This window comes from Roseateles sp. P5_B10 (genome assembly GCF_056400485.1).
This window is the reverse complement of sequence record NZ_JBFULE010000040.1, coordinates 1-19423: the sequence shown is the minus strand read 5'-3', so window position 1 is coordinate 19423 and position 19423 is coordinate 1. Positions and strand designations below refer to the sequence as shown.

Sequence of the window (19423 nt, the reverse complement as noted above, 5' to 3'; positions counted from 1 at the left end):
CACATTGACCGTGCCGTCGGTCTGGAACAGCGCGCGCAGATAACCGCGCATGCAGTCCTCGCTGCCCTGCCAGACGACCTCGGGCACGGCCAGCTTGGTCTTCGCGTTGAAGCCATAGCCGTCCAGCACGCGGGCCAGCATGATGGAGCGAATCATCACCAGATTGCGTTCGGCAATGGCGACCGGCTTGACGTGGTACTCACGCGGTGCCTGAGCGATGCCAGCAATCAAGGTGTTGACGAAGCCGGCGATGCCGTCGGCAAGCTGGCGCTCTTCGTTCCACAGGTTGACGACTGCGGCCTGCTCGCCCTTGCCGCGGTTGGTGAAATGGCCGTCGCCGGTGATCAAGCCGAGCAAGGTGCCAAGTGCCTCGCTACCCTGGGCACCGAACTGGCCCTTGCCGGACTGCACCCACAGCTCGTCGCCCGGTTTCAACTCGGACAGCTTGAGCTTGCCGCGTGCTGTGTAGAACTCGTGCCAGGCCGTTGCCTTGATCTCATAGCCTTCGGCCGTCGTGACCTTGAAGACCTCGGCCTGGCCGGCGCTCAGGAAGGCGGGTACGGCGGGGCGAACCACGKTGCCGCGTTCTTCGGCGCCAAGGGCGCGCCGGTCCACCGTGCAATCCAACGCCGCGCCATTGGCTTGCAGCCAGGCGATGGGCACAAGGCCGTGCTGGGTCGCCAGCCGCGTATCGCCCGTCACGCACGGGTTGGTCGCCGCAATCGTCTCGCAGTAATGCAGGTTGTTGTCAGCGTTGATGCGGTCCAGGAAGAGCACGCCCGGCTCGGCGTGGTCGTAGGTGGAGCGCATGACCTGGTCCCACAGCTCGCGGGCGCGCACCTTGCGGTAGACCCATTGCCCGTCGCCGCGCTGGTAGGCGCCGGCCTCGATCTGCTCGGCGCTGGGCTGGGCCTTGTGCGCCAGCTCCACCGTGCCGTCGGCCTGCACGGCCTCCATGAAGGCGTCGGTCACGCCGATAGAGATGTTGAAGTTGCGCAGGTCGCCCTGGTCCTTGGCGTGGATGAAGGCCTCGATGTCGGGGTGGTCGCAGCGCAGCACGCCCATCTGCGCGCCGCGGCGGCTGCCGGCGCTCTCCACCGTCTCGCAGGATCGATCAAACACGCGCATATAGCTGATGGGGCCTGAGGCATGGCTGCGCGTGGAGCCCACCCAGGCGCCCATGGGGCGGATGCGGCTGAAGTCGTAGCCGACGCCGCCGCCACGGCGCATGGTCTCGGCGGCTTCGGTCAGCGCGGTGTAGATGCCAGGCACGCCGTCCTCGGGCGTGGCGATGGAGTCGCCCACCGGCTGCACGAAGCAGTTGATCAGCGTGGCCGACAGCTCGGTGCCGGCGGCGGACATGATGCGGCCGGCCGGCACGAAGCCACGCTTTTGCGCGTCGAGGAAGGCCGCCGTCCAGTGGGCGCGGTCGGCCGGCTTCTCGGCTTGGGCGAGGGCGCGGGCGACGCGCTCACGCAGTTCGTCGGGCGTCTGCTCGCCGCCCTTGGCGTATTTCTCGATCAGAACTTCGCTGGAAATGTCCTGCACGGACAGGTCGTTGGTGGTGCTCACGTTGGCCCCGGAAAATGCTGTACAAAAATACAGTCTACGCCTGCCGGCGCGGACGCGGAATGGCCGCTCAGAACGGGTTGATGCTCTTCTCGCGGCGGTAGTGGATGTAGCCGACGCTGGCCCCGGCRCGCAGGCCCACGCCCAGGCGGATGGGCGCCAGCGTGATGCCATTCAGGCGCTGGTAATTGATGCCGGCGCCGCCGATGTAGTAAAGGCTGCCGTCCACACCGGGAAAGCGCTGGTAGATCGCGCTGGCCTTGGGCAGCTTGTAGACCAGCGTGAAGACCTTGGACGCATTGGCGCCCAGATCGAAGCCGATGGACGGTCCGGCCCAGTAGACCCTGGACGCGCCGCCGCCCTTCATCAGCAACTCGCCGTCGCCATAGCGCAGGCCCACGGTGATGGCGGCGGCGGCTTCCTCGCCCTTGATGTAGGCATTGGGCCGCCCCTGCTCCTTGAAGGCTTTCTCGATGACCTTGGCAAGGCCTTCCGTCGTCTGGCCGAAGAAATCGGTGGCAGCCTTGAGGACGGACTCCTCGTCATAGGTGCCGTCCTTGTCATCCGCGGCAAAAGCAGGCACAGCCGCAGCAGATGCCAGGGCGGCGAGGTGTTGCAGATGCTGGCGACGATCGATCACGGCAGCTCTCCTTGAGGCCCTCATTGGAGGGGCCAGCATAAACAAAACAGCGTGAAGTTTGGCCGCCCGTTGCCCCTTCACACAACCTAGACTCGACGATCATGTCGTCCAACCCCGACCTCCAGCGGCTGTCCGCCGCCCTCGAATACGCCGACCTCGCCGCCGGCCTCTATCTGGCGGGCGGGGCCGACCAGGCCGCCCGGCTGCTGGCCGCCGCGGCCGAGCAGCAGCTCGGTGATCTGGTCAGGCTCATTGATGCCCCCAGCGCAACGGTCGACACCCGCGAGCTGCTGGCCCGCATCGCGCGGGCGCACCGGCCCGCCGTGGTTGCGCCACGCCAGGCCCAGCAGGAGCGCGGCTGGGATGACTCCCCGGTCGAAATCGACGGCACGCGCGACGAAATCGTCGCCCTGCTGCGCGCCGCCTGGTTCATGCTGGAAGCCATGGGCCTGGCCTCGCTGGCCCCGGAGCGGCTGCAGCAGGCGGTGGAGCACAGCACCGTCTTCAGCAGCAGTGCCGCGCTGGAACCTTTCATCTAGGATCGGCCGAACCCATTCGCCCGGGCTCGCCCGATCAGGGAGACCATCATCAGCACCGAACGCCGCCAATTCACCCGCGTCGCCTTCGCCTCGGGCGCCGAGCTGATCACGACCCAGGAACACCTGCGCTGCCAGGTGCTGGATATTTCCCTCAAGGGCGTGCTGCTGCAACTGCCGGCCGGTCACCCGCCGCAGGTCGGCATGCCCTGCCTCGTCAAGCTCCCCCTCGGCGCCGGCGCCCCGGGAGACATCGTCATCTCGATGGCGGGCGAGCTGGCCCATGTCGAGGGCAGCCATGCCGGCGTGCTGTGCCGCAGCATCGACATCGAGTCCATCACCCATCTGCGCCGCCTCATCGAAGTGAACCTCGGCGATCCATCGGCATCGGAGCGGGAACTCAAGGCGCTGATTGCCGCGGCCGGCAGCCCCTGAGGGCAGTTCGTCGCATCCCACACCGGGCGGCGATGGCCCACCGAGAATCGCCCGAATGGAGGACCTCAGYCCGCTGCAAGCCTTTCGCCGCGTCTGCAATCTGCGCATGCTGGCGGGCGTCTACTACTTCTGCCTGTTCTACGCCATTTCGCGCGCGCTGACCTGGTTCGGCGAAGGAGACGGTGGCCTGGACGACGCCCTCTTCGACCTGATCCGTTTCAGCCGCCAATGCCTGCTGACCGGCATCTCCCTGCTGCTGATGGTGGCCCTGGCCGAAGCACTGCTGGCCGGCCGGCACTGGAAGCTGCCTGCCGCGCTGACGGTGCAGGCCGGCGCCGTCGGTTTCGGCGCTGCCCTCGGCACCTGGCTGCGCTATGCAGTCTCGTCGATGGGCGACCCCGGCAACAAGGTCAAGCCCGCCTGGGTGATGTCCACCGTCTTGCTGTGGGCCCTGCTCGGCGGTATCGCCTATGCGCTGCTGCTCGTCAGCCGCGCCCAGCGCCAGGGCCGCGACGAGCTGACCCGGCTGTTCCGCGAGCGCGAGGCGCTCAAGACGCAGCAGACCGAGGCCCAGCTGTCGGCGCTGAATGCCCAGATCGAGCCCCACTTCCTGTTCAACACGTTGGCCAACGTCAAGCGCCTGTACGAGACCCAGCCCGAGCGCGGCCGCAACATGCTGGTGGCCCTGATCGCCTACCTGCGCGCTGCCCTGCCCGGCATGCGCCGGCATGAGTCCACGCTGGCCGAAGAGCTGGAGCTGGTGCGCCATTACCTCGCCATCCTGCAGATGCGCATGGGCGAGCGCCTGTCCTTTGACATCAGCGCACCAGCCGAATTGCTGACGGCCCGCCTGCCGACGCTGGTGCTGCCGACGCTGGTGGAGAACGCCATCAAGCACGGCCTGTCGCCGCTGCCCGAAGGCGGGCGCATCGAGATCCGCGCTGCACACGCGGCCGATGGCGGCCTGACCGTCGAGGTGGCCGACAACGGCCAGGGCTTCGGCACGGCCAGCGGCGGCGCCGGCGTCGGCCTGGCCAACACGCGCGCACGGCTTGCCGCGCGTTTTGGCGACATGGCCACGCTGGCTCTGGAAGCCGTCCAGCCGCGCGGCGTCGTGGCCCGCGTTCATCTGCCGGCAGAAGCTCTGGTATGAATGCATTGCGTCATGTGCTGCAGTCCTGGCGCTCCCTGAGCCTGAACGAGGCCCTGGTCTTCGTCAGCGCGGCCCTGCTGTTCGGCGCCATCGACCTGACCTCGCTGCTGGAACTGCGTGTCGGCGACCAACTGCCCCAGGTGCTGGCCCGCCAGCTCAGCCTGCCCCTGGTCAGCTGCGCCGTGCTGCTGCTGTGCTGGCTGCCGGCCGCGCGCAGCAGCCCCATCCACCCGGCGCGCCGCCAGCGCCTCGTGGCAGCCACCTTGCTGGGCTCCGTGCTGGCCATGGCCGTCATCTACCCGCTGGCAGCCGCCCTGCCCTGGCCGTCGCTGTGCGACATCTATGCCCAGACCCACGGCAAGATGAAGTGCACGATGTTCCGCGTCAACGCCGTCATCGGCGACACGCTGTGGGTCTTCATGCCRGCACTGATGATCGTCGGCGTGCTGGAGTTCCGCACGCTGCGCCGGCGCCAGGACCAGGCCGCGCAGGACCTGCTGCGTGAGCACAGCCAGCTGCGCCGCCACGCGCTGGCCTCGCGCCTGGCCGCCCTGCAGGCCCAGGTCGACCCGGCCTTGCTGTTCGACGCCCTCGTCTCCGTCGAGCAGGCCTATGGCCGCGAGGACCCGACCGCCAGCGCGCGGCTGGAGCGGTTGATCCGCCATCTGCGCGTGGCCCTGCCGCGGCTTCGCGATGCCGGCGCCACGCTGGGCAGCGAGGCCGAGTTGATCGCCAGCTACCTTGACCTTCTGCGCGATCTCAACGGCGACCCGCCCGCCTTCGACTGCGAACTCGGCCCGCGCGGCGCGACCCAGCTGCCACCGATGCTGCTGCTGCCCCTGGTCCAGCGTGCGGTGCGGCTGGGTCACCCAAGCCGCTGCTGGCTCAGCGTCAATGGCAGCATCACGCTGGGCTTCGACCAGGAGGGCCTGTGCAGCGATGACGCCGACCTCGCGTCGCTGCGCGAGCGCCTGGCGGTGCTTGGCGCGAAACTTGTCTGCACGAGTGGCAATGGCCGCACCGAATTCACCTTAGAACTTTCTGCATGAGCCTGTTTGCCCCCACCGCCGTCGTTGCTGAGGACGAAGCCGCGCTGCGTGGCGAACTCGTCGAGCAGCTCGGCAAGCTCTGGCCCGAACTCAGCATCGTCGGCGAAGCGGCCGATGGGCTGGAAGCACTGCGCCTGCTGGACCGTCACCAGCCCGACATCCTCTTCCTCGACATCGAGATGCCCGGCGCCACCGGCATCGACGTGGCCCGCCAGGTCAATGGCCGTGCCCATGTCGTCTTCGTGACGGCCTATGACCAGTACGCCATCGCCGCCTTCGACCAGGGCGCGGTGGACTACCTGCTCAAGCCGCTGGCCGGCGCGCGCCTGTTCACGGCCATCTCGCGGTTGAAGGCGCGGCTGGGCCAGGCACCGGCCCAGCTCGGTGGCGTGCTCGACGAGCTTGTCGCTCGCCCCGCCGCCACACCGTCTGCCGCGCGCGCGCCGCTTCGCTGGATCAACGCCTCGGTGGGCCAGACGCTGCGCCTCATCACGGTCGACGAGGTCATGTTCTTCCAGAGCGACAACAAGTACACGCGGCTGGGGCTGAAGGACGGCGAGGCCTTGATCCGCAAGCCGCTGAAGGAGCTCATCGACGAGCTCGACCCGCAGCAGTTCTGGCAGATCCACCGCTCGACGCTGGTCAATGTGAACTCGATTGCCACGGTCAGCCGGGACTTTCGGGGAAGGATGCAGATCAAGTTGAAGCATGGAGCGGAGATGCTGTTGGTGGCGGAGAGCTGTGCGCATCTGTTTCGGCAGATGTGAGGGTGGGTTGGGTTGCTTTTGCGGAGAGCGCGTCTGCTCGATGCATTGCCGGGAGTCCGTCCCGGCGGCCGGGTAACTTTCTTCTGCGGGGCCAGAAGAAAGTCACCAAAGAAGAGGCCCTGAACCGCACACCAGCACCACATGCACGAGCTGCGCCGTGCAACAGCCGGTCGGTGAGTGGGCAGATGCGAGCCGCTGCGCTCTCGCTGCTGTCCCTATCACCAGTACCATGCATCGCACCGGCGGGCCGCTTAACGCGCGGCTGCACGCCGGGCTCAYCAGAAAMCCRAAKACAGCGTCGCTCGGGCGACGCGACGGCGGGGACAACTCATCMGTCCTGCGTAGGTCGGGTGACGCAGTGAACTCCAACGCCCCCACGTAACCGCTGTGGCGTCGCYCCAGCGACGCGGTATTCCCTGRYGAGYYCGGCGTGCAGCCGRCGTTAACCGGCGTGAAGGGGCGATCCTTGATGCTCGTCATAGGGACAGCAGCGAGAGCGCAGCGGGTCGCGTCTGCCCGAAATGGAAGTGAGAGTTTTCGCGCGCCGATCYTGGCGGTGTGGTGCTCGTRTGCGGTTCAGSGCCTCTTCTTTGGTGACTTTCTTCTGGCSCCGCAGAAGAAAGTTACCCGGCCGCCGGGACGGACTCCCGGCAATGCACCGTGCAAACGCACAAACAGGCCAAAGCATACAAACACAACACCGGCATGATGCCCCCATGCCCAGCCCCCAGCAGCTCCGCGGCGCCAGCCGCCTCGCCGTCGATGCCACCACCGGCGTCACCAACCTCGTCGAGGCCATGCACGCCGAGATCGCCCGGCTGCCGCTGACCAAGCAACGCGACCGCACCACCGGCATCACCGGCCTGGTCTACCGCAGCGTACGCGGCGTGACCCAATTGGTAGGCGGCGGCCTGGACCTGGCGCTGGGCGCACTGACACCGTTGCTCGGCCAGGCCAAAGCCGACCACGCGAACGCCGCGCAGGCCGCATTGAACGGCGTACTGGGCGACTACCTCGAAGACACCCTCAACCCGCTGGCCACGACGATGAACCTGCGCCCGCTGGTGGACGGTGCGACCGGACCGGCCCTCATCATGCTGCACGGCCTGTGCATGAATGAGGCGCAGTGGCGGCGTGACGGAGCCGACTTCCCCGCTGCGCTCGCGGCACTCGGCTACCAGCCGCTGGGCCTGCGCTACAACAGCGGCCGACCGATCTGGCGCAACGGCGCCGAACTKGCCAAGCTGATGGACGACGTGCCCGGCCCGCTGACGCTGCTCGGCCACAGCATGGGCGGCCTGGTGGCACGCAGCGCCATTGCCCAGGCCGGGCGGCGGCGCTGGCCCAAGCGGCTACAAGCCTTCGTCACGCTCGGCACGCCGCACCAGGGCGCGCCGCTGGAACGCGGCGGCCAGCAGGTGCAGCAACTGCTCAACATCAGCGCCTACTCGCGCCCACTGTCCCTGCTGGCCGCGCGGCGCAGTGCCGGCATCCGTGACCTGCGCCATGCCAGCCTGCTTGAAGCGGATGCCGGCAAGGCCAGTGCCTTGCCGCTGCCCGAGGGCGTGGCCTGCTACGCCGTGGCAGCCACCACGTCCAAGTCCGCCAGCGGCTCACCCGCTCGCTGGCTCGGCGACGGCCTGGTGCCTGTGGCCAGTGCGCTGGGCCAGCACCGCTCACCGGCGCGCCGCCTCGCCTTCACCGACACCGCCCTCTTCACCGGTCTGGGCCATCTGGGCCTGCAGACTGACGCCGCCGTGCTGGATCAACTGCAGCGCTGGTTGAAGCCATGATCGCGACAGCTGCCGCGTACCAGCCGGCCGCCAGAGGTGGTCCCCGTCGTGAAGGCAGGGCGGGCCCCTAACTTCCGCCCGGCAATACCAGTTGCAGCAGGCCCACAATGCCGCTCGCTGGCCCGCTTCCACCCTTGCCGCCATGACGCTTTCTCCGATCAAGCCTCCGCCCCGGCCCCGGCCGGCAGCCCTGCTCGACCTGACGCCCGACTGGCTGCAATGGCTGGCCGACAACCGGCTCTGGGACTGCGCGCCCGCCTCCATGCTGGACACCATGGTCACGGCCGGCCAGGACACCGAGACCGCCGCCGCCGCCATCGGCCAGATCGACCAGGACCCGGTCTTCCAGGCCGCTCGCCGCCACCAGCAGATGCTGCGCAAGCTGGAGTCGGTCTGCGGCAATCTGCAGAAAGTCTGGCAGCAGGACCCCAACTACGCCGTCGTCGAGAAGCGCCGCGGCGTGGGCCGCGAGGAGTTCCTGGCACGCTATGTCTACGGCTGCCGGCCCGTCGTGCTGACGGACATCGCCGAGGACTGGCCGRCCATGCGCCGCTGGTCGCCGGCCGACCTGAGCCAGCGCTTCGGCCATCTGGAGGTCGACGTGCAGGTGGGCCGCAACACCGACACCCTGTTCGAGCAGAACAAGGAGAAGCTGCGCCAGCGCATGAAGGTGTCGCAGTTCGTCGATCTCGTCGTCAGCGGCGGCGCCACCAACGACCATTACCTGACGGCCAACGACGAGATGCTGCGCCGGCCCGAGTTCATGCCGCTGCTGCAGGACATCGGCCGCATGCCGCCCATCTGCGATCCGGCGCTGCTGCACACGGCCGCCTCCTTCTGGTTCGGCCCGGCGGGCACGCGCACGCCACTGCATCACGACACGCTGATGCTCTTCCACACCCAGGTGGTCGGCCGCAAACGCTGGCGCTTCGTGTCGCCGCTGCAGACGCCGGCGCTCTACAACCGCATGGGCGTCTACAGCCCCATCGACCTGGATGCCCCCGACTACGCCCGCTACCCGCGGCTGCGCGAGGCCGTCGTGCTGGAGACGGTGCTGGAGCCCGGCGACACCCTCTTCCTGCCGCTGGGCTGGTGGCACCAGGTGTCATCGCTGGAGATGAGCATGTCCTTCTCGTACACCAACTTCGATACCGGCGTGCCCAACGAGTTCAGCTATGTGAACCCGAGCATCGGCAACTGGTAGCTCAGGAGCACCCCGAGCGAGGAAAGCTGCACGCATCCGTTTTTCCAAAGGCAACGGCAGCGGTGCGCGGCAGCGGAGACCACCATAGACTTGGCCAGCGGAGCTGCCCCGGCATCGAGGGCGCGCATTCGCCGACTATGGCGCAAAGAAATATTCGAACGGACCGGTCTCGCATCGGAAGGACTGCCATGCGACCCGCTGCGCGGCTGGCGGCCGCCCTGTTGGCCGGATGCGCAGCCTTCGGCACGCCGGTCGCCGGCCAGGCTCAGGCGGCTGCGGCGACAAGTGCGGCCTCCGCTCCCGGCGCCCGGGCGCCCGCCCTGGACATCGCCGAGCTGAAGGCCAGGATCGCCTCGGACGACCGCCGGCGGCCTGCCGCTTCGATCGAACTGGCCCAACAGGCGCTCGCAGCAGCCGGGTTGGCGCCCGAGGATCGCCGCTGGCTGCGTACGCGCCTGGTGCGCGACCTGGACCGCCTGGACCGGACGGAGGAGGCCGTCGCCCAGGCCGGCATCGGCCGGCGGGAAGCTCGCGACGAGCAGGAACGGCTGCATTTCGACCGGTTGGAGATGATGGCGCTGGTGGATGCGCACCGCCACGACGACGTGCTCAAGCGCTACCAGAGCATCGCCCCCCAGCTGCCAGCGCTGGCGAGGGACGCAGCGAATGCCGACGCGCGACTGATCGCGGCGGACATCTGGCGGCTTGCCGGCATCGCCACGTTTGGCGTCGGCCGGCTGCCCGAGGCCACGGAGCTGTTGACGCAGGCCTTGCGCATCCTCGATGAGCGCCCCGACGCCGTCTACGAGTTCGCGCAGGCGCTGACTTACATGGCCCTCGTGCATTCGCGTTCCGGTCGCGTCGACGAAGCGTTGCGCACGGTGCAACGGGCCATCGACGTCTCTGAGGCCGCAGGGGATCGCTCCGCTCTGTCCAGCTACTACCTGCGCAAGGGTTATTTTCTCGGCCTGCTCGGGCGCCCCGACGAACAGCATGAAGCGCTGCTCAAGGCCCGGGCCACCGCGCGGGACGAATTGAGGAACTACAACCTCGCCGTCGCAGCGACCAACCTGGCCGACGTCGCCCTGCAGAAGAAGGACTACCGCGCCGCGCTGAGCTATGCCGAGGAGGCCATGCCCCTCGTGGAGCGCAGCGGCGACAAGGAGTCACTTTGGATCTGCTGGGTCAACAAGGGCATTGCCCTGAACCGGCTGGGGCGGCCCGGCGGCCTCGATTGGATACGCAAGGCCATCGCCGTCTTCACCGCGACACCCGGCATGGCCGCCAACGCGGCTGACGTCCAGGGCCTGCTGGCCGAGGAGCTGGCCTTCGCCCACGACTACCCGCAAGCCTACGAGGCGGCGATGCAGTTCAAGCGCCTGAGCGACGAGGTGCGCAAGGCCGCCGACCACAAGCGCATCGCCCAGGCGCAGGCCGCCTATGAGGCCGACAAGCGCCAGCGTCAGATCCAAGCGCTGGAGCATGAGCAGCAGTATCAGCAACGCTTCCACTGGCTGCTGGCGCTGGCCGCCGTGGCCGGGCTGGTGGCGGCCATCGTCGCGGCCGTCAGCCGCCATCACGTCAAGCGGGCCTACCAGGCGATGCGCGACATGGCGTTCTCGGACCCCCTGACCGGCCTGCGCAACCGCCGCCACCTGGTCAGCAACGTGCAGGAGGACATGGCGCGAGCACGGCGCCTGCGTGCCAACGCTGGCGCTGGCGTCGGGCCGGCCAACACCGACATCGTCTTCATGATGATCGACATCGACCACTTCAAGGCCGTCAACGACGTGCACGGGCACGCGGCCGGCGACGCGGTGCTCAGGCAATGCGCCGCCGTGCTGCAACGACAGCTGCGCGAGTCCGACACCCTCGTGCGCTGGGGTGGCGAGGAGTTCCTCGTCTTCGCCCGCCAGGCCAACGCTGGCGAGATCCACGTGCTGGCCGAGCGGCTGCGCGCCAGCATCGCCGCCCACAACTTCGTGCTGGACGACGGCCAGGTGCTGCGCAAGACCTGCTCCATCGGCTACGCCTGCCACCCCCTGCAACCGGATGCCCAGGGCGCCGCGCCGGCAGACTGGAACGACACCGTGGCGCTGGCCGACCAATGCCTGTACGTCGCCAAGGCCAGCGGCCGTGACGTCTGGGTCGGCGTCACCGCCATAGACACCCCGCGATCATGCGGGCACCCGGACATCCGGGAACTGCGGGCCGGGGTCGATGCCGGCGTCTACACGCTGCGGTGCAGTGACGGGCGCGAGATCGTCTGGCCGGCGTCATGAAGCGCGGGTTCGAGCAACTCGAGAACCTGGCGCCGCCCGGTCAATGACCTGTCGGGTCATGTCGCCGGGTTGACGCCAGGGCTAGTCTTCGCGCCGCAGAATCGGCCCCAAAGCCGATGACAGCCCTGGAGACATGCCATGCCCGAAAGCCATTACCGCATCTGCCCGCTGTGCGAGGCCTGCTGCGGCCTGGAAGTGAAAACCGAAGGTGCCAAGGTCATCAGCATCCGCGGCGCCGACAACGACGTCTTCAGCCACGGCTATCTCTGCCCCAAGGGCGTGAGCCTGAAGGACCTGCACGAGGACCCCGACCGCCTGCGCACGCCGCTGATCAAGCGAGATGGCAAGTTCGTGCCGGCGAGCTGGGACGAGGCCTTTGCCGAGATCGAAAAACGCCTGCTGCCGATCTGGCGTGAGCACGGCCCGGATTCGGTGGCCTTGACCATCGGCAACCCGGCCGCGCACAAGGTCAGCCTGCTGGCCTACACGCCGCGCCTGGTGCGGGCCCTGGGCACGCGCAATGCCTTCAGCGCCTCGACGCTGGACCAGATGCCCAAGCAGCTCAGCGCCGGCCTGATGTTCGGCCACTGGCTGTCCATTCCTCTGCCCGACATCGAGCGCTGCGACTACCTGCTCATCCTCGGTGGCAACCCGATGATCAGCAACGGCAGCCTGTGGACGGTGCCCGACTACCGCGGCAAGGCCAAGGCCATGCGCGCGCGCGGCGGCCGCATCGTCGTCGTCGACCCGCGCCGCAGCGAGACGGCCACGGCGGCCGACGAGCATCTGGCCATCCGGCCCGGCGGCGATGCGCTGCTGCTGGCCGGCATCGCCCACACGCTGTTCGACGAGGGCCTGTTGAAGCTCGGTCGGCTGGCCGATCACATCAACGGTCTGGACGAAGTACGCGCCGCCCTGCTGCCCTTCGCGCCCGAGGTGACAGCCGCCGGCTGCGGCATCCCGGCCGAGGTCCAGCGCCGCATCGCCCGCGAGATCGCCAGCGCGCCGCGCGCCGCCGTCTATGGCCGCATCGGCACCTGCACGACGCGCTTCGGCACGGTCAACTCCTGGCTGGTCGACCTCATCAACGCGCTGACCGGCAACCTCGACCGCGAAGGCGGTGCGATGTTCGCCAAGGCCGCCGCCTTCGCGTCCAATACCCAAGGCAAGCCGGGCAATGGCAAAGGCATCAMGACGGGCCGGCGCAAGAGCCGCGTATCTGGTGCGCCGGAAGTGTTCGGCGAACTGCCCATCACCGTGATGGCCGAGGAAATGGAGATCGCCGGCGAGGGCCAGATCAAGGCGCTGATCAGCATCGCGAGCAATCCGGTGCTGTCGGCCCCCGGCGGCCCGCGCATCGCCAAAGCGCTGGAGAAGCTGGACTTCATGCTCAGCCTGGACATCTACGTCAACGAGACCAGCCGCCATGCCGACGTCATCCTGCCCGGCCTGTCGCCGCTGGAGGACCTGCACTTCGACGTCGCCTTCCCACAGCTCAGCCACCGCAACCATGCGCGCTTCTCCGGCCCGGTGTTCGACGCGGCGCCTGGCACGCCGCAGGAGTGGCAGACCATCCTGCGCCTGTGCGCCCTGCTTGAAGGCCGCGGCGTGGATGTCGACGTGGCCCAGCTCGACGACGAGGCCATCGAGGCCGACGTGCGCCGCTTCGCCGGCGACCAGACGCCCGCCGTGCTGGCCGCACTGCAGCCCTGGCGCGGCCCCGAGCGCCTGATCGACCTGCAGTTGCGCGTCGGCCCCTATGGCGACCAGTTCGCCCGCAAGCCCGACGGCATCAATCTCGCCAAGGTCAAGGCTGCCAGCACAGTCGAAGGCGGTGGCATCGACCTCGGTGCGCTCACCGCCCGCATCCCCGAGATCCTGCGCACGCCCAGCGGCAGGATCGAACTCGCACCGCCCTCGGTGCTGGCCGACCTGACCTCAGTCCGGACCGAGCCCGCCCCCGAGTTCAGCCTCATCGGCCGGCGCGACACGCGCTCGGGCAACAGCTGGATGCACAACCTGCCGGTGCTGGCCAAGGGGCCGGACCGCTGCACGCTGCTGGTCAACCCGGGTGACGCGGATCGCCTGGGCCTGGCCGAGTTTGCCCGGATCAAAAGCGCGGTCGGTGAGCTGATCGCGCGCGTCGAGCGCAGCGCCGACATGAGCCCCGGCGTGGTCAGCCTGCCGCATGGCTGGGGGCATGACCTGGACGGCGTGCAGCTCGGCGTGGCGCGCGAGCGGCCGGGCGTCAACATGAACGAGCTGCTGGACGACGCGGCACGGGACCCTTTGAGCGGCAATGCGGTGCTGAGCGGCATCGCCGTGGAGATTGCACCCGCCTGACCTGCCGAGACCGCGACGACCCGCCACATTTTGCGAACAACTTGTCAAGCATCGCCGGGCCGACCTGCCTAAACTCCCAGTAAAGCGGCGGTCGTCCCTGGCGCGCTCGCCACGGACGGCGATGGCGCGACGCATCCGCCAGCGGGAGCGATTTGATGGATGCAAAAGTTGCCGACCCTCCGGTCGTGCTGTTCGTCGATGACGAGGTGTCGATCCTCAGCGCGCTGCGACGGCTGTTCCGGCCCCAGGGTTACCGGGTGTTGCTGGCCGAGAGCGCCAAGGCCGGGCTGGCCATGCTGGAGACCGAACCGGTCGATCTCGTCGTGTCCGACATGCGCATGCCGGAGATGGACGGCGCGGCGCTGCTCGAACAGGTCCACCAGCGCTGGCCGACCGTCGGGCGCATCCTGTTGACGGGTTATGCCGATATCGGCTCGACCGTCGCAGCCATCAACCGCGGGCAGATCCACCGCTATATCGCCAAGCCTTGGGACGACCGCGAGCTGGTGATGTGCGTGCAGGACGGCCTGGAGCGCCGCCGGCTGGAGAAGGAAAACCGCGCGCTGCAGCTGCTGACTCAAAGGCAGAACGACGAACTGCAGGCCTTGAACACCGACCTGGCGGCGCGGGTCAAGGCGCGGACCAGCGAGCTGGAACAGGTCAACGCCATGCTGGAGACCTCGTTCGCGCAGTTGCAGGAGAACTTCCTGCTGTCGATCAACGTGTTCTCAGGTCTGATCGAGCTGCGTGGTGGTGGCATGGCGGGCTATTCACGCGAGGTGGCCGACCTGGCTCGCCGCACGGCGCGGCGGCTCAACCTGGGTGCAGCGGCAGAGGAAGACATCTACATCACCGGCCTGCTGCATGAGGTCGGCAAGATCGGCCTTCCGGACACGATGCTGCGCAAGCCGCTCTCGGCCATGTCCAGCGATGAGCTCGCCCTGTACCGCCGCTACCCGCTCAATGGCGAGGCGGCGCTGCTGCCGCTCGGGCGGCTGCAACGCGTGGCGCGCCTGGTGCGGTCGCACCACGAACGCATCGACGGCAAGGGCTACCCCGATGCGCTGAGCGGCGACGAGGTGCCGCTCGGCGCGCAGGTGGTGAGCGTGGCTTGCGACTACTACGCCGCACAGTCCGGCCGGCTGTCGCTGAAACGCCATTCGGCGGCCGAGGCGCATTCGCTGATCCTCGGCGGTGCCGGCACGCGTTACGAGAAGGCTGTTGTCGAGGCCTTCGAGCTGGCGCTCAAGGACGAGCCCTCCGAGAAGCCGCGTGACCGGGAGCTGCAGCCTCACGAAGTGATGCCGGGCATGGTGCTGTCCCGCGACCTGCTGTCGCCGCAGGGCACGCTGCTGCTGGCCGCGGGTTTCGTCTTCGACAACCGGGTCGTCAGACAGCTGCGCGAATTCGCCGGCCGTGAAGGCGCAAAGCTGCATGTCTTCGTGAAGCTGCCTGAAGGAGGTGCGACGTGAGCGAACGCATCCTGCTCGTCGACGACGAGCCTCACATCCTCAGCGCGCTGCAGCGCCTGCTGCGCAACGGGCTGAAGGACACCGGCGGCGCGCGCTATGACGTCGAAAGCTTCACCGACGGCGCCGTGGCTCTGGCGCGGGCGCGCGAGTGCGCTTTCGCGCTGGCCATCTCCGATCAGCGCATGCCGGGCATGACCGGCGTGGAATTCCTGCGCGAACTGCGTCAGGTGCAGCCCGACTGCGGGCGCATCATCCTGTCCGGCTATGCCGACCTGAACGCGCTGGTGGCGGCCATCAACGAGGCCGAGATCGCCCGTTTCATCTCCAAGCCCTGGGCCGACTTCGACCTGCTCAGCGCCGTGCGCCAGGTGTTGCGCATCCGCGAGCTGACGATGGAGAACCAGCGCCTGGCTGACCAGGTGCGCCAGCAGATGGGCGTGCTCACCGCCCAAGAGGCGGAGCTGCGCCGCCTGGAGCGGCTCGAACCGGGCATCACCCATGTGAAATGGGGCAGCGACGGCTCGTTCATCCTGGAGGACCCGGATGAAGAGGTGAAGTGGTGACCGTACTGACGGTCGACTTCAGCCTCGCGCTGCAGGCCGTCAGTGCGTCGGTCCTGGTGCATGGATCGGACCGCATCCTGTTCGCCAACGCGGCGATGGAACGCTTGCTGGGCTATGGGCTGGAGGCGCTGCAGCAGATGCCGCCGCACGGCTGGGCAGCGCCCGAGTTCGCCGATGAGTTGCAGCGCTATGGCCAGCGGGCGCTGGCCGAGGAAGGCGAGCTGCCCGCGATCGAGATCGAGGCGCTGACGGGCAGCGGCTCGCTGCGCGTGCTGGAAGTCAAGGCGCATCGCGTCATGCTCGACGGCCAACCCTGTGCGGTGCTGACCGGGCAGGACCTCAGCGACATCCGCCACGTGCAGACCAGCCTGCTGGACATCGGCCGCGTGCTCTACCAGATCCTCGAGAACAACCCGGTGGCCACGCTCGTGATCGACAAGTCTCACCGCGTCACGCACTGGAACGCCTCGTGTGCCCAGCTCACCGGCCGCGACGCCTCCGAGATGCTGGGCCGCGACGACACCTGGCGCGCCTTCTACCCCGAAGCCAGGCCGCTGCTGGTCGACCTGATCCTGGACGGCAATGTCGAGCAGGAGCGCCAGCGCCTGTACGGCCGGCACTGCCAACCCTCGCCGCACATCGCCAACGCCTACGAGGTCGAGGGCTACTTCCCCAATTTCGGCCGGGAAGGGCGCTGGCTCTACTTCACGGCCGCCCCGCTGGTCGATGCCCACGGCGAAGTCGTCGGCGCCATCGAGACACTCCAGGACATCACGCGACGGCGCCAGGCCGAGGACGAACTCCGCCGCCATCGCAACGAACTCGAGAACATGATCGCGGACCGCACGGCCGAGTTGCTGAGCACCCACCATGAACTCGAAGCCTTTCTTGAGAACGCGTCGGTAGGCATCATCGCGACGTCCAACCAGTTGATCCAGCGCGGCAACAAGAAGTTCATCGAGATGTTCGAACTCGGTGACGTCCCGCCCCATGGACTGCCGACGCGCCGCCTGTTCAAGAGCGATGAAGACTTCGAAGCGCTGAGCCAGATCGCCATCCCGGTGCTGTCGCGGGGCGGCTCGCTGCTGCACGAGATGGAGGTCTGCACGCTGGCCGGCAACACGCTGTGGGTGCAGATCATTGCCTACGTGTCCAACCCCGAGGAGCCGACAGCGGGCACCTGGTGGCTGCTGCAGGACCGCACGGAGGTGCGCCGCGTGCAGCGTGAGCTGGAGCTCAACTACGAGCGCATCAAGCAGACCAACAACCGGCTCGAGGAAGCGCAGAACCAGCTGCTGCAGGCCGAGAAGATGGCCTCCATCGGCCAGCTCGCCGCCGGTGTGGCCCACGAGATCAACAACCCGATCGGCTTTGTCAGCTCCAACCTCGGCTCGCTGCGCGGCTATGTCCAACCTGTCTTCGCGTTGCTCGCGCTGCTGAGGAAGACGCCGGCCGACGCGCTGCCGGGCGATGTGCGAGAAGAGCTGGACCGGGTGGATGCCGCCGTCGACCTGAGCTTCGTGCAGGAGGACCTGCCCCAGTTGCTCGACGAGAGCGAGGAGGGGCTGTCGCGGGTCAAGAAGATCGTGCAGGACCTCAAGGACTTCTCGCGCGTCGACCATGCCGATTGGCAGGACGCCGACCTCAATGCCGGGCTGGACTCGACGCTCAACGTCGTCATGAACGAGGTCAAGTACAAGGCCGAGGTTCGCAAGGACTATGCCGTGCTGCCCCCGGTGCACTGCATCGCCGCGCAGCTCAACCAGGTCTTCATGAATCTGATCGTCAATGCGGCCCATGCCATCAAGGAGCGGGGCACGATCACACTGACCACGCGCGCCGAGGATGGCTGGGTTCGCATCGAGATCGCAGACACGGGCAGCGGCATGAGCGAGGAGGTCAAGCGGCGCATCTTCGAGCCCTTCTTCACGACCAAACCCGTCGGCCAAGGGACGGGCCTGGGCCTGTCCCTGTCTTTTTCCATCGTGCAAAAGCACGGCGGTCGCATCGAAGTGGATTCCCAACCCGGCGTCGGCACGCGCTTCACGGTCTGGATCCCACTGCACCCGCCGCAGCCCGCCTGAGCTTTTGTGTCCTGCGTGACACAAAGCAACCACAGGGCAGTAACTCACGAAACGCAGACTGGCGGCATCGAAAGCTCGCGCTGCCCGCCGAGTCAGAAGTCACGCAGCGCCTTTGTCGGGCCCCGTATCTCGGCACCCCGGCGCCTAGACTGAACCTGTTTCACAACCCAGAGGGCAAACCCGTCGAAAGGCGGGGACGCAAAGCCACCGGCCTACAGCGCGCAAGCGCCACGGCAGCGGGGCCGCCAAGACCGGCAGGTCTTGATCGGCGTGGCCCTCCTTCGTACGAGAACCCGGCCATGCGCAGTACCCGCCCTGTCTCCTGGACTTCCTGGACCCTCAGCCTGCTGACCGCCGCGGCCCTCACCGCTTGTGGCGGTGGCAGCAGCGACAGCCCGACCGTCCAGGTCAGCGAGGCGGCCTCGGTCATCAACCTGACCGTTGATCTTGCCGATGGCGCCGCCGCCAGTGTCGAGGCTCAGCCCAGCTTCCACACCGCCGCCGTCGATCTCGAAGAACCCGACAACGGTGCCGCACCCCACCGCAGCAACGCCCTGGCCGGTGTCGCCACCCAAGGCCTGACACGCGACCGCCTGGACGACGCCATGCGGCCTCGCGCCTTCGCGGCGGGTGCAGGCGAAGCCGCCCCGATGGCGACGTCCACTGCGGTGACGACCTATACGCCGGCACAGATCCGCGCCGCCTACGCGCAGCCGGCCCTGCCCGCCAGCACCGCCGGCCTGACCGCCGCCCAGGCCGCCCAGCTCGGCGCCGGCCAGACCATCTACATCGTCAACGCCAAGCACGACCCCAACATCGCCGCCGAACTGGCCGCCTTCAACACCAAGTTCGCGCTGCCGACCTGCAGCTCGCGCATCCTGGCTGCCAACGCCAGCCTGCCGCTGGCCAAAGCCTCCGCGTCCAGCTGCGAGCTGGTCATTGCCTACAGCACGACCGCCGGCGCCCTGACCGCCACGGCGCCCGCCTATGACAGCGGCTGGGCCACCGAGATTGCGCTGGACGTGCAATGGGCCCACGCGACGGCACCGCTGGCGCGCCTCGTCCTCATCGAAGCGCCGGATGCCGGCGTCGGCAGCCTGTCCAAGGCCGTGGCCCTGGCCAACAAGATGGGCGCCGGCGTCGTGTCCATGAGCTTCGGCGCCGCCGAGGGCAGCTGGACGTCGAGCTATGACAGCGCCTTCGCCACCGCCGGCATGAGTTACCTGGCCGCCACCGGTGACAACGGCGCGGCCGTGTCCTGGCCTTCGGTATCGACCCGCGTCGTGGCCGTCGGCGGCACCACGCTGAGCTACAGCAGCGGTGCGCGCAGCGAAACCACCTGGACCGGCACCGGCGGCGGCACCAGCGCCTATGTGGCCCTGCCCAGCTACCAGAGCGGCACCATCGGCGGCTACGCCAAGCGCGCCGTCGCCGACGTCGCCTTCAACGCCGACCCCAACTCCGGCCAGTACGTGGCGCTGATTGCACAGGGCACGACGACGACGCGCTGGGTCAGCGCCGGCGGCACCAGCC

Annotated in this window: 15 protein-coding genes and 1 riboswitch; of the genes, 13 read left to right on the top strand and 2 right to left on the bottom strand. The window is 68.3% G+C overall.

The window, feature by feature from the left end:
* Both AC1DU6_RS05085 and AC1DU6_RS05080 read right to left on the bottom strand, forming a co-directional pair.
* Positions 1 to 1572: ribonucleotide reductase N-terminal alpha domain-containing protein (locus AC1DU6_RS05085; protein WP_477856228.1), on the bottom strand; the 1572-nt coding region annotated here is incomplete at its 3' end.
* 67 nt (positions 1573 to 1639) lie between these two features.
* A complete protein-coding gene (locus AC1DU6_RS05080; RefSeq protein WP_235532072.1) occupies positions 1640 to 2209 on the bottom strand; it encodes a DUF1134 domain-containing protein in 570 nt (189 codons plus the stop codon).
* Positions 2210 to 2310: 101 nt separating this feature from the next.
* Between AC1DU6_RS05080 and AC1DU6_RS05075 the strand changes: the two genes are divergently transcribed.
* The 13 genes from AC1DU6_RS05075 to AC1DU6_RS05015 form a co-directional block, all read left to right on the top strand.
* Entirely contained in the window at positions 2311 to 2748 is a 438-nt protein-coding gene (locus AC1DU6_RS05075; RefSeq protein ID WP_056202576.1) for a hypothetical protein, read from the top strand.
* Positions 2749 to 2781: 33 nt separating this feature from the next.
* A complete protein-coding gene (locus AC1DU6_RS05070; RefSeq protein ID WP_327082894.1) occupies positions 2782 to 3180 on the top strand; it encodes a PilZ domain-containing protein in 399 nt (132 codons plus the stop codon).
* A 55-nt stretch (positions 3181 to 3235) separates the two neighbouring features.
* Positions 3236 to 4333 carry a sensor histidine kinase gene (locus AC1DU6_RS05065; RefSeq protein ID WP_457442770.1) on the top strand — a complete coding sequence of 366 codons (1098 nt, stop codon included), beginning with the start codon at positions 3236 to 3238 and terminating at the stop codon, positions 4331 to 4333.
* Positions 4330 to 5382, top strand: coding sequence for a sensor histidine kinase (locus tag AC1DU6_RS05060; RefSeq protein ID WP_457325244.1), 1053 nt, complete (start codon positions 4330 to 4332; stop codon positions 5380 to 5382). The genes AC1DU6_RS05065 and AC1DU6_RS05060 overlap by 4 nt, the downstream gene beginning before the upstream one ends.
* On the top strand, positions 5379 to 6149 hold the full coding sequence (locus tag AC1DU6_RS05055; protein WP_056202566.1) for a LytR/AlgR family response regulator transcription factor: 771 nt from the start codon (positions 5379 to 5381) through the stop codon (positions 6147 to 6149). The genes AC1DU6_RS05060 and AC1DU6_RS05055 overlap by 4 nt, the downstream gene beginning before the upstream one ends.
* Positions 6150 to 6865: 716 nt before the next feature.
* The gene (locus AC1DU6_RS05050; protein WP_457442767.1) at positions 6866 to 7942 is read left to right on the top strand and encodes an esterase/lipase family protein; all 1077 of its coding nucleotides are present in this window, start codon (positions 6866 to 6868) and stop codon (positions 7940 to 7942) included.
* A 142-nt stretch (positions 7943 to 8084) separates the two neighbouring features.
* Complete coding sequence (locus AC1DU6_RS05045; RefSeq protein ID WP_477856227.1) at positions 8085 to 9146, top strand: cupin-like domain-containing protein; 1062 nt, start codon at positions 8085 to 8087, stop codon at positions 9144 to 9146.
* A gap of 188 nt (positions 9147 to 9334) precedes the next feature.
* Complete coding sequence (locus AC1DU6_RS05040; protein WP_477856226.1) at positions 9335 to 11428, top strand: GGDEF domain-containing protein; 2094 nt, start codon at positions 9335 to 9337, stop codon at positions 11426 to 11428.
* Positions 11429 to 11566: 138 nt separating this feature from the next.
* Positions 11567 to 13771, top strand: coding sequence for a molybdopterin-dependent oxidoreductase (locus AC1DU6_RS05035; RefSeq protein WP_477856225.1), 2205 nt, complete (start codon positions 11567 to 11569; stop codon positions 13769 to 13771).
* A gap of 155 nt (positions 13772 to 13926) precedes the next feature.
* Positions 13927 to 15243: a response regulator c-di-GMP phosphodiesterase, NosR family gene (nosR, locus tag AC1DU6_RS05030; RefSeq protein WP_056194507.1), complete on the top strand. Its 1317-nt coding sequence runs from the start codon at positions 13927 to 13929 to the stop codon at positions 15241 to 15243.
* Entirely contained in the window at positions 15240 to 15806 is a 567-nt protein-coding gene (locus tag AC1DU6_RS05025; RefSeq protein WP_056194510.1) for a response regulator, read from the top strand. Before nosR ends, AC1DU6_RS05025 begins: the two co-directional genes overlap by 4 nt.
* On the top strand, positions 15803 to 17890 hold the full coding sequence (locus tag AC1DU6_RS05020) for an ATP-binding protein (protein ID WP_457321129.1): 2088 nt from the start codon (positions 15803 to 15805) through the stop codon (positions 17888 to 17890). The genes AC1DU6_RS05025 and AC1DU6_RS05020 overlap by 4 nt, the downstream gene beginning before the upstream one ends.
* Before the next feature lie 163 nt (positions 17891 to 18053).
* Positions 18054 to 18140: riboswitch (cyclic di-GMP riboswitch) on the top strand.
* 49 nt (positions 18141 to 18189) lie between these two features.
* A partial coding sequence (locus AC1DU6_RS05015) for a S8/S53 family peptidase (protein WP_477856224.1) occupies positions 18190 to 19423 on the top strand: 1234 nt, incomplete at its 3' end.